The 12685-nt window shown below is 60.9% G+C and carries 12 protein-coding genes; 4 read left to right on the top strand and 8 right to left on the bottom strand.

The annotated features are described in order from the left end of the window. Positions 1–3: 3 nt before the first annotated feature. Genes ACILRN_RS03265 through ACILRN_RS03255 form a run of 3 tightly spaced genes read left to right on the top strand, consistent with a single transcriptional unit; the run spans position 4 to position 3676 of the window. Positions 4–1104 carry an ABC transporter permease gene (locus ACILRN_RS03265; protein ID WP_395685511.1) on the top strand — a complete coding sequence of 367 codons (1101 nt, stop codon included), beginning with the start codon at positions 4–6 and terminating at the stop codon, positions 1102–1104. Further along, a complete protein-coding gene (locus ACILRN_RS03260; protein ID WP_395685509.1) occupies positions 1101–2729 on the top strand; it encodes an ABC transporter ATP-binding protein in 1629 nt (542 codons plus the stop codon). Before ACILRN_RS03265 ends, ACILRN_RS03260 begins: the two co-directional genes overlap by 4 nt. Beyond that, positions 2729–3676, top strand: a complete 948-nt coding sequence (locus ACILRN_RS03255) for a 2-hydroxyacid dehydrogenase (protein ID WP_395685507.1) — start codon at positions 2729–2731, stop codon at positions 3674–3676. The genes ACILRN_RS03260 and ACILRN_RS03255 overlap by 1 nt, the downstream gene beginning before the upstream one ends. Here ACILRN_RS03255 and ACILRN_RS03250 read toward each other — a convergent pair. From ACILRN_RS03250 to ACILRN_RS03240, 3 genes are all read right to left on the bottom strand, one after another. Continuing rightward, entirely contained in the window at positions 3670–4518 is an 849-nt protein-coding gene (locus ACILRN_RS03250; protein WP_395685505.1) for a C40 family peptidase, read from the bottom strand. The two genes, ACILRN_RS03255 and ACILRN_RS03250, sit on opposite strands and share 7 nt — an antisense overlap. 10 nt (positions 4519–4528) lie before the next feature. Next, positions 4529–4873, bottom strand: a complete 345-nt coding sequence (locus ACILRN_RS03245) for a MarR family transcriptional regulator (protein WP_395685503.1) — start codon at positions 4871–4873, stop codon at positions 4529–4531. Between the two features lie 271 nt (positions 4874–5144). Continuing rightward, positions 5145–6521: a leucyl aminopeptidase family protein gene (locus ACILRN_RS03240; protein ID WP_395685501.1), complete on the bottom strand. Its 1377-nt coding sequence runs from the start codon at positions 6519–6521 to the stop codon at positions 5145–5147. 110 nt (positions 6522–6631) lie between these two features. Here ACILRN_RS03240 and ACILRN_RS03235 point away from each other — a divergent pair, with 110 nt between their 5' ends. Further along, positions 6632–7411, top strand: coding sequence for a tetratricopeptide repeat protein (locus ACILRN_RS03235; RefSeq protein WP_395685499.1), 780 nt, complete (start codon positions 6632–6634; stop codon positions 7409–7411). A gap of 15 nt (positions 7412–7426) precedes the next feature. On the opposite strand, the gene ACILRN_RS03230 is transcribed toward ACILRN_RS03235, so the two are convergent. From ACILRN_RS03230 to ACILRN_RS03210, 5 genes are all read right to left on the bottom strand, one after another. Then, the gene (locus ACILRN_RS03230) at positions 7427–8404 is read right to left on the bottom strand and encodes a type II secretion system F family protein (RefSeq protein ID WP_395685497.1); all 978 of its coding nucleotides are present in this window, start codon (positions 8402–8404) and stop codon (positions 7427–7429) included. A gap of 15 nt (positions 8405–8419) precedes the next feature. Further along, positions 8420–9415 (bottom strand): type II secretion system F family protein, encoded by a 996-nt coding sequence (locus tag ACILRN_RS03225; protein ID WP_395685495.1) that lies wholly within the window; start codon positions 9413–9415, stop codon positions 8420–8422. Positions 9416–9447: 32 nt separating this feature from the next. After that, positions 9448–10974: a CpaF family protein gene (locus tag ACILRN_RS03220; RefSeq protein WP_395685493.1), complete on the bottom strand. Its 1527-nt coding sequence runs from the start codon at positions 10972–10974 to the stop codon at positions 9448–9450. Further along, entirely contained in the window at positions 10974–12233 is a 1260-nt protein-coding gene (locus tag ACILRN_RS03215) for a CpaE family protein (protein ID WP_395685491.1), read from the bottom strand. The genes ACILRN_RS03220 and ACILRN_RS03215 overlap by 1 nt, the downstream gene beginning before the upstream one ends. A 63-nt stretch (positions 12234–12296) precedes the next feature. After that, a partial coding sequence (locus tag ACILRN_RS03210) for a CpaD family pilus assembly lipoprotein (protein ID WP_395685488.1) occupies positions 12297–12685 on the bottom strand: 389 nt, incomplete at its 5' end.

Genomic DNA, 12685 nt, shown 5'->3' with positions numbered 1-12685 from the left:
GCCATGGCGCTGCGCATCACGCCCCTCAACAAGCGCCGCTGGCAGCTGTTCCGGCAAAATGGCCGTGGCTTCTGGTCATTCTGGATCTTTGCGGTGCTGTTCCTGATCTCGGTGTTTGCGCCCTTTATCGCCAATGACAGACCCATACTCGTTTCCTACAAGGGCGAGTTGCTCTATCCGGTGTTCACCGACTATCCGGAGTCGAAGTTCGGCGGATTTCTCGCCCGCACCGATTTCCGCGACCCCGTGAACCAGGAGGAAATCGCCGCCAATGGCTGGATGATCTGGCCGCTGATCCGCTATTCCTACAACACGGTCAACAACGAGCTGCCGCGCCCCGCACCCTCGCCGCCCGCCTTCCAGCTCAGCCGCGAACAGGCCTGCGCCAAATATCCGCTGGGTGTCGACGATCCCAACTGCGCGTTCGGCAATCTCAACTGGCTCGGCACCGATGACCAGGGCCGCGATGTGGTGGCGAGGCTGATCTACGGCTTCCGCGTCTCTGTGGCCTTCGGCCTCATCCTCACCTTCGTGTCCTCGCTGATCGGCATGGCGGCCGGAGCGGTACAGGGCTATTTCGGCGGCTGGACGGACCTGATCTTCCAGCGCTTCATCGAAATCTGGACGTCGATGCCGGGCCTCTATCTGCTGATCATCCTCGCCGCCTTCATAACACCGACCTTCTGGATCCTTCTGTTCATCCAGATCCTGTTCTCCTGGACCTCGATCGTCGGGCTGGTGCGCGCTGAATTCCTTCGGGCACGGAATTTCGAATATGTCCGCGCCGCCAGGGCGCTGGGCCTCTCGGATGCGCGCATCATGTTCAAGCATCTCCTGCCCAACGCGGTGGTGTCCACCGTCACCTTCATGCCTTTCATTCTGGCAGGCTCGGTGACGGTTCTCACCTCGCTCGACTTTCTTGGCTTCGGCCTGCCGCCCGGCTCGGCATCGCTGGGCGAGCTCATCGCCCAGGGCAAGAACAACCTGCAGGCGCCGTGGCTCGGGCTCACCGGCTTTTTCGTCGTGTCCGTCATGCTTTCGCTACTGGTGTTCATCGGCGAGGCGGTGCGCGACGCGCTTGATCCGCGGAAGACGTTCGCATGAACGCGCAGCTTCTTGAGATCAGGGACCTTTCGGTCGCCTTCACGCAAGGCCGCCAGACCACGCTCGCGGTTGACAAGGTGTCATTCAGCATCGCCAAGGGCGAGACGCTGGCGCTGGTGGGCGAGTCGGGGTCCGGCAAATCCGTCACCGCGCTGTCGATCCTAAAGCTACTGCCATATCCCGCCGCCTCACATCCTTCCGGTTCCATCCGCTTCAGGAACGAGGAACTGCTCGACGCCGACGAGCGCGACCTGCGGCGGGTGCGCGGCAACAACATCACCATGATCTTCCAGGAGCCGATGACCTCGCTCAACCCGCTGCACACGGTGGAGCGGCAGATCGGCGAGATTCTCGAGCTGCACCAGAACCTGAAGGGCGACGCGGCCCGCGCCCGCATCGTCGAGCTTCTCGGCAAGGTTGGCATCCGCGACCCTGAGACCAGGCTCCTCGATTATCCGCACCAGCTGTCGGGTGGCCAGCGCCAGCGCGTGATGATCGCCATGGCGCTCGCCAACAACCCAGACCTGCTGATCGCCGACGAGCCGACCACCGCGCTCGACGTTACCGTGCAGGCCCAGATCCTGAAACTGTTGAAGGAGCTGCAGGCCGAATTCGGCATGGCCATGCTGCTCATCACGCACGACCTCGGCATCGTGCGGGAAATGGCAGACAATGTGGTGGTCATGCAGCGCGGCAAGGCCGTGGAGCAAGGAGACGCCAAGGCCGTTTTTGCTGCCCCCCAGCACCCCTATACGAAGCTGCTGCTCACCGCCGAACCCAAGGGAGCGCCTCCGCCCAGCGATGCGTCCGCCCCGGCAGTGGTCGAGACCACTCAGCTCAGGGTGTGGTTTCCGATCAAGCGCGGTTTCTTCCGCCGTACCATGGGCCACATCAAGGCGGTGGATGGCGTCGACGCGGTGGTGCGGCAAGGCCAGACGCTGGGGGTCGTCGGCGAGTCCGGGTCCGGCAAGACCACGCTTGGACTGGCGCTGATGCGTCTCATCCGCTCCGAAGGGCCCGTCGTGTTCCTGGGCCAGCGCATCGACGGCTACAATTCGGCGATGATGCGCCCGTTGCGAAAAGATATGCAGATCGTGTTCCAGGATCCGTTCGGCTCTCTGTCGCCGCGCCTGTCGATCCAGCAGATCGTCGAGGAAGGCCTGACGGTGTTGGGCCGCAGCCATGGCTATGAGCAGCGCCGCGAGATCGTGGCCCGCGCCCTCACCGAAGTTGGTCTCGATCCCGGAACGATGGACCGCTATCCTCACGAATTTTCGGGCGGCCAGCGCCAGCGCATCGCAATCGCCCGCGCACTCGCACTGGAGCCCCGCTTCATCATGCTGGACGAACCGACATCAGCGCTCGACATGTCGGTCCAGGCGCAGATCGTCGATCTCCTGCGGGCGCTGCAGGAGAAACACAATCTTGCCTATCTGTTCATCAGCCACGACCTGCGGGTTGTGCGGGCGCTGGCCAATGAAGTGATCGTGATGCGCAACGGCGTGACCGTCGAAAGCGGGCCGACGGCAGAGGTTTTCACCAACCCGAAGACCGACTATACCAAGGCATTGATCGCAGCCGCCCTCAACCTCAAGGCGGCGCCCGAAGATGTGGTGAAACAATAATGGCTTTTCTTTTCATCTTGCCGACCTGGCCCGTGGACGTCTGGACCGCGGCCATGAAAAAGGTTGCTCCCGATATCGATGTGCGCGTCTGGCCTGACCGCATGGGCAATGTGACCGACATCGAATACTGTGCCGCATGGCTGCCGCCACCAGATGTGGTGAAGAGCTTGCCAAATCTCAAGGTCATCATGTCGCTGGGCGCCGGCGTGGACGCCATCCTGAAGGACCCGACACTGCCCGCGAGCATTCCAATTGTCCGCGTGAATGATCCTGACCTCACGGGCAGGATGACCGAATACGTCGTGCTCCACGTGTTGATGCATCACCGCCAGCAGCGACGGATCGACGAAAACCAGAAGCGCAAGATCTGGGACTCCTTCCCCACCCATGCAGCAAAGGACTTGCGCGTGGGCATCATGGGCATGGGCGTGATGGGGATGGACTCCGCCATTAAGCTGCGCGACATCGGCTTTCCGGTGGCAGGCTGGAGCCGCAGCCGCAAATCCGTCGCCGGAGTTGAAAGCTTCGCGGGCGCAGATGAGTTTGATGCCTTCCTCGCCCGCACCGATGTTCTGGTCTCGCTGTTGCCGGCCACACCGGACACCGACGGCATCATCAACCGCGCCACCATCCGCAAGCTGTCGCGAACGGGACCGCTGGGCGGGCCTGTTATCATCAACGCCGGCCGCGGCCGCCAGCAGGTGGAAGCGGATATCATTTCGGCGCTTGATGCCGGCGAACTTCTGGCCGCCACGCTTGACGTTTTTGCAACAGAGCCGCTGCAGCTGGACAGCCCGCTGTGGTCTCACCCAAAGGTGACGTTGACGCCACATTGTGCCGCCGACAGCGACCCCGAAACCATCTGCGCCTACGTTGCAGGCAACATCCGCCGCCACCAACGCGGCGAGAAACTGGACAATCTTGTAGACCGCAACCGGGGTTACTGAAGCCGCCGCACGCTCGTCACCGGCCCGTACTGTTGACCGATACGAGCTGCGGCAAGGGCCAAAGGCTCTTCCACGACCATCATGTGGTGGCCATTGGCATGCAGCAGCATGACGGCGTCCGTCATGATGCCGACATGGCCTTGCCAGAACACAAGGTCGCCACGCTGCAGGCCATTTAAACCCTCAACTGCAACCGGCCGGCCAAGGGCAGCTTCCTGCATGTCGCTGTCACGAGGGGCCTTCCTGCCTGACGCCTCGAGAGACAGCTGCACCAGACCTGAACAGTCGAGTCCGTAGACGGACTTTCCTCCCCAGTAGTACGGCACGTGGCGGAACAGACCCGCCACCGTGACGAAATCCTCTTGAGCCGTGCCGGTTGGCCTCAGATGGGCGCTGAAGATATAGCGTCCGTCCGACAACTGTGAGAAGGCGCCGCGTTGCCCGGACACCGTGACCCCGGCATTGAGTGTCACCGGAACTGCCGGTTGCGTCTTGAGGCTTGGCTCCGGATAGATGAAGGTCGATGGAACATCAACATGATGGGTGACTTCAGTCAGTCGCGATGACAATGCATTGGCATTGACGTAGCCGACATAGCCATCACGCAGGAGTTGGACCCACGCCCAACCTTCCTGCTCATCGAACACCTTCACCGTTTCACCAAGCAACGCCTGCGTCAACTGCATCGCATCAAAACGGGGCGCCTTGCACACTGGCACCACAGAAGAGACCAGTTGCGCCAAGCGCGGCTCGGCGAAGCGCGGAGCCGTGATACTGCCGGCCAGAGCAGCATCGGCCAGGTCGGGGCGGATGGCGTGGAGTCGCGGATCAAGCGCTGTCATGGGGCGGGCACTACAGTTCTTGCGAGAGTTTGCCAATGGTATCAGCGAGCCGCTCCAGATATAGAGCCCCCCTCACCGTGCGCTGAACCAGGACATTTCTCCGGTCGTGCTCATCACGCCTTCGGCTCACCAGATCAAGCTTGCCCATGGCATCAAGTGCGCGGGTCACGACCGGCTTCGAGACGCCTAGCTTATGCGCAAGCCCGCGCACCGTGTGCGGCGGGGCCTCGAGATAGATGGTAAGCAGAATGCTCATCTGCCTGACCGACAGATCGGGCTCATCATCCCTCACCATGGCCAGGGCAACATCGTGCCAGAGCGTCAGGGCCTGTGCGGTGGTCAGGGATGCAGACATGATCGCTTGGCAAGCCATCAGGGATGTTTCGGGTGCGTTACAGTCTGGCTGCAAACCCTGCCTCTGGCAAGCGACTCGCACGATGCGACTTCAAGTATTCGAGTTTTGAAAGTGGACAATTGCGCTCGGACTGCTTGCCGCGTCAATGAACCATGGCCTTGCTCTCCACCCGGACCAGCCCTTGACCGGCGCATGATGACGTCACCTTCGTCGGGCTGGTGCTTCGAAGGCGGCGCGGCAAGGGATGGTCTCGGCGCCAGCGCTTGCTGGTTCAGCCAGCAAGGCGACTGCGAATCACCTCGAACAGCGTCCGCATGGCCTGGGCTTCGCCGCCCCTCGGCCGCCCCGGCAAGGCTGCGGGCGTCCAGGCAAAAACATCGAAATGGGCATAGGCCTTTGCCTTTTGCACGAAGCGGCGCAAGAACAGCGCCGCAGTGATGGCTCCGGCGAAGCCTGACTCGCCTGCGTTGTTGAGGTCCGCAACGGAGGACTCGAACAAACGCCCATACGGCCGCCAGAGTGGCAGGCGCCAGACGGGGTCGTTCACAGCAAGCCCCTGCCTCAGCATCTCATCCGCAAGCCAGTCATCATCTGTGAAGAATGCCGGCAGGTCTGGCCCCAGCGCCACACGCGCCGCCCCTGTGAGTGTTGCCATGTCGATCAGGAGATCCGGGGCATCCTCATCAGCCAGTGCAAGCGCATCTGCCAGAATCAGGCGGCCCTCGGCATCGGTGTTGCCGATCTCGACCGTCAAACCCTTGCGACTGGTCAAGACATCGCCCGGGCGGAAGGCGTTTCCGGCAATGGCATTTTCAACGGCCGGAATGAGCACGCGCAGCCGCAGTTTCAGTCCGGCTGACATGATCATCTGCGCAAGGCCCAGCACATGGGCAGCGCCGCCCATGTCTTTCTTCATCAGGGCCATGCCCGACGCAGGCTTGATATCAAGCCCGCCCGTGTCGAAACAGACGCCTTTCCCCACCAGCGTCAGCCGCGGCGCACGCGACGGGCCCCAGCTTATGTCGATGAGGCGCGGCAGCCGCGGACTGGCCTTGCCAACGGCGTGAATCATCGGAAAACCCCGCTCCAGGGCCTTTCCGGATATGACCGCAATCTTGGCCTTGTGGGCCTTGGCGAGCGCCAGCGCAGCCGTCTCGAGTTCGTCGGGGCCCATGTCGGAGGCTGGCGTGTTGACGAGATCCCTCACCAGGCCGCTCGCAGCCGCCGCGCGCAGGACCTCAGCCCTGTCGACTCCACCGGGGCAAACCAGCCGCGGACCTACGGAAGATGCCTTGCGATAACGGTCATAGCGGTAGGCATCAAGACACCAGCCCAGTGCGAAAAGCTCTGGCTTCGACAATCCTCCGGAGAGGGCATAAATCCCTTCCGGCAGGCTGCGGCAGAGCCGGGCAAGGGCAAAGGCATCAGGCTCCTCGGCGTCACCGACCACCACTTGCCTGAGCAGACCCTGAGCCCCGGGCAAAGCAAGCAGGCGCCCTGGCTGAGACTTGAAGCCGTTGGACTCGCACCAGCGGCGCATGTCGGGCGCCAGCTGGCGGCGGAATGCCTCCCAATCCCGCGCTTTCACAACAGAGATTGGAATTCCGCCACGGCCAGCGGCCAGAAGCACAGTTTCGGGATCTGCCATGTCGTTCTCCGGTCTTTCCTCACCCGCTTATCGCGAAACGCGATTATGGTTAATCAATTATTGACCAGTGCCGGGCAAACTGCACCCTCAAATCGTAGTGGAGTTTGCACATGTCGCGGGTCAGACGCCAAACCGCCATTCTCCTTGCGCTGGTATCCGCCACGCTGCTGACCGGCTGCAACAAGACGCCAGGGCAACTCAACCTTGGCAACGACCTGACCACGGCTTCGACCACGCCCGTATCGCTGCAGGCTCTGGCCGAACAAGGCGAGGCATGGCGCAAGAGCCCAAGTGACCTCAACAAGGGCCTCGCCTATGCCAATGGTCTGGAGGCCGTAGGGCAGACACAGGAACAACTCGACGTCTACCGCCGCCTTCTGGAACTGCATCCATCGGATGTGCGGCTGGCGGGGCTCTATGGCCGGAAACTCGTGGCTGCGGGGCGGGCGTCAGAAGCCGTACCGGTTCTCCAGGCCGTGGAAGACAAGGGCGATGCCGACTGGCGCATCGCCTCTGCCCTGGGCTCTGCCTATGACCAGCAGGGACTCTATCAGAAGGCGCGAGAGCAGTATGCGAAGGCTCTCGCGAGCGACCCCCAGAACATGACAGTCATCAACAATCTCGGGATGTCCTACGCGCTTGAGGGCAACCTCAAGCAAGCGGAGGCTGAGTTGCGAAAGGCCGACGCCATGCCGCGTTCAAAGAGCGAGCCAAAAATCCGCCAGAACCTGGCGCTGGTGGTGGGGCTGCAGGGCCGGTTTGATGAAGCAACGGCCCTTGCCAAGGAAGACCTGCCACCTGAACAGGTCGAGGAAAACATGGCCTATCTTCAGAAGATGCTTTCGCAGCCCAACACCTGGCAGCAAATCAGCCAGAACAATCAGGGTTGAGCGGCAAGGGCCCGCTCAATCGCCCATCATCTTCATGACCTGGAAGACAGACGGCCCGAGGATGACCACGAAGATCACGGGAAGGAAGAACAGCATCATCGGAACTGTCAGCTTGGGTGGGAGAGCAGCAGCCTTGCGCTCGGCCTCTGACATGCGCGCATCGCGATTCTCCTGTGCCAGCACGCGAAGTGCGGTACCCAGCGGCGTTCCGTAGCGCTCGGCCTGGATGAAACTCGTGGTGACCGCCTTGACGGTCGGAAGGCCGGTGCGTTTGGCAAGATTTTCAAACGCCTTGCGGCGTTCCTGCAGATAGGCGAGCTCCGCCACGGTGAGCGTCATTTCCTCTGCAAGAGGAACCGAGATCGGGCCAATCTCGCGGGCTACGCGCTGCATGGCCGGTTCGATTGCCATGCCAGACTCAACGCAGATCAGCATCAGATCCAGCGCATCGGGCCAGGCACGGCGGATCGAGTCCTGGCGGCGGATGATCATGTTCTTGACCAGCACAACCGGTAGATAATTGCCTATCAGCACCGCCACGACTGCAACAACGATCCTCATCGGCGGAGTCAAGATATCGACGAAAATGGTCGACGAATAAATGAAGGCAACGAGGCCCAGCAAGATCGGCGAGGCAAAACGCGCCGCAAGATACAAGACAAGGTGCCTCTCACTCCGCAGGCCAGCCTGCCTCAGCATTTCACGTGACGCCTCCGGCTCGAACACGCGCCGGAGATTCAACGTCTCGACGACACGGTTCGTGACGCCTGTGCCTTGTACTTCACGCAATCGCGACTGGTTTGATCCGAGTTGTGCACGCTGGCGGTCACGCAGCTTGTTCCGCTCCAGGCTCACCTCCTTCATGCGGGATTTCAGCGCATCGCTCTCCAGCATCGGTGAAACAAAACTGAGAACCGCCGCAAATGCCGACAGCGCGAACAGGAAAGTCACGACTGTCGGAAGATCAAAGAAACTGAGGACAAAATCAATCATGCTCGCTGCTCATCATCAGATGTTCAGATTGATCATCTTGCGCATGATGATGATGCCCAGTCCCATCCACAGAACGCAGCCCAGCAGCACCATGTTTCCTACCGTAGTCTGAAAGAAGGGCTCAAGATAGTTGGGACTGAGAAAAAGAAGGGCGCCAATGATCACAAATGGCAGGGATCCGATGATCGCAGCCGATGTCTTTGCCTCCTGCGACATGGCCCGGATCTTGCTCTTCATCTTCTTCCGGTCACGCAGAACCTTGGACAGGTTGCCAAGGGCTTCCGACAGGTTGCCGCCCGTCTTCGACTGAATGCTGATTACGATGCTGAGAAAGCTGACTTCAGGCAGCGGCATCCGATCGAACATGCGCTCCAGTCCCTGTTCCAGCGGAATGCCGAGCCGCTGACCCTCAACCACCTCGAGGAACTCCGGCCCGATGGGCGGTCCGATTTCCGTGGCAATCACGCGGATGGCATCGGAGAGGGGAAGACCTGCCTTCACACCACGCACCATGATGTCGATCGCGTCAGCCAGCCCCTCCAGAAACTCCTGTTCGCGACGACGTATCATGAAGTTAAGAAACCACCGTGGAAGGCCCAAGAGGCCGACGACACCGGCCAGCAGCGAGATGTACCAGGGCAAACCAAGAACCAACGTGACGATCGCGAAAGCGAAACCGACAAGTGCAGAGATGGCCCAATACTGAAAGACCGAAACGGACAGCCCGGCCCTGGCGATCAATGTCCGAAGAGTGAGTTTCCTCTTGCGGCGCCTTTCGCCGTCTTCGATCTGCTTGAGACTTTCCTGAAGCTGTCTGCGGCGACTGTCCCGCGGAGTGCCCACAAACCGCTCCACGGCCGATTTTCGGGGGGTCGAGGCCGCCCGCCGACCCGTACCGATTGCCCGGACGCGCGCCTCAGGCACCGAAGGGGCCAGAAGCGGGAACAGCAGCGCGAAGGTGATCGAACCGACCGCAAGCGCGATCAGGGCAATGACGGCGATCTGCATCATGTCCTTTGCACCTCTCTGATCACTATTGCGCGCTACTGCATCGACTCATTGCGTGACTCTGCCAGTTCGAGCGTCTCGGCAAGGCGACGGTCTTCATTGAAGTAGCGGGCGCGATCCCAGAAATTGGGGCGCGCGATTCCGGTTGAGCGATGCCGTCCGAGAATCTTCCCGTTGGCATCCTCACCCAGAATTTCGTAGACATAAAGATCCTGGGTGATGATGACATCGCCCTCCATGCCGACGATTTCGGTGATGTGGGTGATCCGCCGGGAACCATCACGCAGACGGGCAGATTGAATGATGAGATCAATCGAGTCCGAGATCATCTCCTTCACCGTCCGCGACGGCAGGGCGAACCCGCCCATGGTGATCATCGATTCGAGGCGCGAGAGTGCCTCGCGCGGGCTGTTGGCATGCAGCGTGCCCATCGACCCGTCATGACCGGTATTCATCGCCTGCAGGAGGTCGAACGCCTCAGGACCACGCACTTCGCCGACGATGATGCGCTCTGGCCGCATGCGCAGGCAGTTCTTGACGAGATCCCGCATGGTGATCTCACCTTCGCCCTCGAGATTGGGCGGTCGGGTTTCGAGCCTCACCACATGGGGCTGCTGAAGCTGCAATTCGGCCGCATCCTCGCAGGTGATCACGCGCTCATCGTCGTCGATATAGGCGGTCAGGCAGTTGAGAAGCGTCGTCTTTCCCGAGCCGGTTCCGCCCGAGATCAGGACATTGCACCGCACCCGCCCGATGATCTCCAGAAGGGTTGCCCCCTCCTGGGTGATTGAGCCAAATCTCACCAGATCCGGAAGTGTCAGACGGTCTTTCTTGAACTTGCGGATCGTCAGCGTGGGGCCATCGATGGACAACGGCGGCACGATGACATTGACGCGGGAGCCATCGAGCAGACGCGCATCGCAGATCGGGCTGGCTTCGTCAACGCGCCGGCCAATCTGGCTGACGATACGCTGGCAGATGTTGAGAAGCTGGGTATTGTCACGAAACCGCACCCCGGTCTTCTGCACCCGGCCTGCAACCTCGATAAAGATCGTGCTGGCGCCGTTGACCATGATGTCAGAGATGTCATCCCGGGCCAGCAGCGGCTCAAGCGGGCCAAAACCGAGAACGTCATTGCAGATATCCTCGAGCAGTTCCTCCTGCTCGGACACCGACATCGGAACATCCTTGAGCGCGATGATCTCGTTGACGATATCCCTGATCTCGTCACGTGCGGCATCCCGGTCGATCTGTGCCAGCTGTGTAAGGTCGATGGCGTCGATCAGGGCGTTGAAGATCTTGCCCTTCATGTCATAATAGCTCTGCGAATGCCGCGAGGAACTCGCAGACTCATAGGGCGCGTATGATGCGGCGGCCCTGGCGGGCGAACGAGCGCCTGCGGGCATCGGCTGTGTCGCAGGTGTGCGCTGTTGCTGACCGCCAGATCCCGCCGTGACATCTGTGCCCCTGCCTGGCGCAGTCGGAGCCACGACGGCCTCCTGATTGGCCGGAGCCTTGATCACTTCCTTGGAGGAACTCTCGGTCGGGCGTTTTCCAAACATCATTTCTTCCTGAGGGCGGGTATCATTCCGACAAGCGAACTCAAGGGTGATTCAGGCTTTGCAATCTTCGTCACACCCACAAGACCCCGTGCAAAGCCCCGGATCGCTTCAGCCGCCTTTGCCTTGGGAGCAAGTTCGAGCAGCATCTTGCCGTTGTTCAGCGCTTCGCCAAAATTCTGCGGGTCATTCGGGATCGTGGCAACCACATCAACGCCAAGTGCCTTCTTGAAATCAGTGGCGGAAATCTCAGGCCGCTTGGAGACGCCGACGCGGTTGAGCAGAAGCGTGGGTGCTGCATCATTCGGGCGCGCCAGCTTGAGCATGTCGATGATGTACTTGGCATTGCGAAGGCTCGCGAGGTCTGGCTCCGCCGTGATGATCACCTGATCGGCATGGATCAGCGTGAACTTCACCCATCGCGACCAGAGCATCGGGAGGTCGGCAACAATGAATGGAAAGGACGCTCGCAGCGACACGAACACGGCTTCAATAGCCTCGGGATCAATGTCGATATCACGCTCTATGCCACCCGGACCACTGAGCAGGTTCAACTTGCCGCCAATCTTCACGAGCAGCCGATCCATCAGCACGGAGTCGATCCGTGAGGGCTGGTCGATGGCTTCCAGCAGTCCGAGGCTCGTGTCGAGGTTGAAATTCAGACCGGCCGTGCCGTAGGCAAGATCGAGATCGACAATCACCGTTTCAAGATCGGCCGAGCGCGAGGCCTCCCATGCGCAGTTGTGAGCGATGGTGCTCGAACCCGTCCCGCCGCGTGCGGCCATGAATGCAACGACGCGTCCGACCGGGGCCGCCCTGGTGTTCTGATAGAGGCTTGAAATGGTTTCGATGAGCTGGATCTGGCTGACCGGCGCCACCAGATATTCACTGACCCCCTGGCGTATCAACTCGCGATACAACAAGACGTCATTGAACTGGCCAATCACCACGACCTTCGTTTCCGCCTGGCAGACACTTGCCAGAGCATTGAGGTTGGTCAGCAATGTGCCCTGGTCGGCCGCCGCCTCGACAATCAGAAGATTGGGTGAAGACTGCATCTCGAACAGCCGGATGGCAGCGGGGATTCCACCCATCTGCACCTGGCAATGGGCCTGCGCCATGCGACGGTCTTCACCTGCCCGCCGCATAGCCTCGGCAGTCTGGGAGTTTTCACAAAAGGCCTGTATATTGATGCGCGGCACCAGCGCGACCAAGCCAGACCCTGAGTCGGCGCTCACAGTGGCGTCCCTTTGAACTTCCATGCCCATCTTGCCTGTTGGATTGTTCGGTCGTGAACGGCTCCGATTAGAAAATCTGCTGCCCTGTCAGTTGTCATTGAGTGTATCTCCGAATGTCACGACAGGTTCGGTCCATTTATTCGACTTGTAATTATCCATGGCGGTGCCACGCGCAGCACTCTGCACTGGTGGCGAGCCACGCGGCACCAGAAGGTCATCCGGATTGGAGACCATTGCAGCAAGGTTGTTCTGCATGGCGCAGCCGAGATTGGGATACGGGGTATTCATATAGGTATTTGCAAGATTTTCTGACCAGTCTCCACACTCCTTGGTACTGGCCACACGCATAATGAACGCCATCGTGACCGTGTCCGACTTGCCGTTGTAGGCCGCGGTATGGATGCGCGAGCGCGGAACACCCTGCTGGGCCACCAGTGCCGTGATCTGCCCGGCGACCAGGCGCCCATGGCGGCTGC

Origin of the sequence: Aestuariivirga sp. (assembly GCF_044238155.1) — a bacterium.
GTDB lineage: Bacteria > Pseudomonadota > Alphaproteobacteria > Rhizobiales > Aestuariivirgaceae > Aestuariivirga.
The sequence above is the reverse complement of the archived record's forward strand: the minus strand, read 5'-3'. Positions and strand labels throughout refer to the sequence as shown.

Excerpts from the sequence above, each read along its gene's own strand:
- ACILRN_RS03260 (WP_395685509.1), top strand. The coding sequence starts at position 1,101 with ATGAACGCGCAGCTTCTTGAGATCAGGGACCTTTCGGTCGCCTTCACG.
- ACILRN_RS03235 (WP_395685499.1), top strand. The coding sequence starts at position 6,632 with ATGTCGCGGGTCAGACGCCAAACCGCCATTCTCCTTGCGCTGGTATCC.
- ACILRN_RS03230 (WP_395685497.1), bottom strand. The coding sequence starts at position 8,404 with ATGATTGATTTTGTCCTCAGTTTCTTTGATCTTCCGACAGTCGTGACT.
- ACILRN_RS03265 (WP_395685511.1), top strand. The coding sequence starts at position 4 with ATGGCGCTGCGCATCACGCCCCTCAACAAGCGCCGCTGGCAGCTGTTC.
- ACILRN_RS03225 (WP_395685495.1), bottom strand. The coding sequence starts at position 9,415 with ATGATGCAGATCGCCGTCATTGCCCTGATCGCGCTTGCGGTCGGTTCG.
- ACILRN_RS03255 (WP_395685507.1), top strand. The coding sequence starts at position 2,729 with ATGGCTTTTCTTTTCATCTTGCCGACCTGGCCCGTGGACGTCTGGACC.
- ACILRN_RS03220 (WP_395685493.1), bottom strand. The coding sequence starts at position 10,974 with ATGTTTGGAAAACGCCCGACCGAGAGTTCCTCCAAGGAAGTGATCAAG.
- ACILRN_RS03215 (WP_395685491.1), bottom strand. The coding sequence starts at position 12,233 with ATGGAAGTTCAAAGGGACGCCACTGTGAGCGCCGACTCAGGGTCTGGC.
- ACILRN_RS03250 (WP_395685505.1), bottom strand. The coding sequence starts at position 4,518 with ATGACAGCGCTTGATCCGCGACTCCACGCCATCCGCCCCGACCTGGCC.
- ACILRN_RS03240 (WP_395685501.1), bottom strand. The coding sequence starts at position 6,521 with ATGGCAGATCCCGAAACTGTGCTTCTGGCCGCTGGCCGTGGCGGAATT.
- ACILRN_RS03245 (WP_395685503.1), bottom strand. The coding sequence starts at position 4,873 with ATGTCTGCATCCCTGACCACCGCACAGGCCCTGACGCTCTGGCACGAT.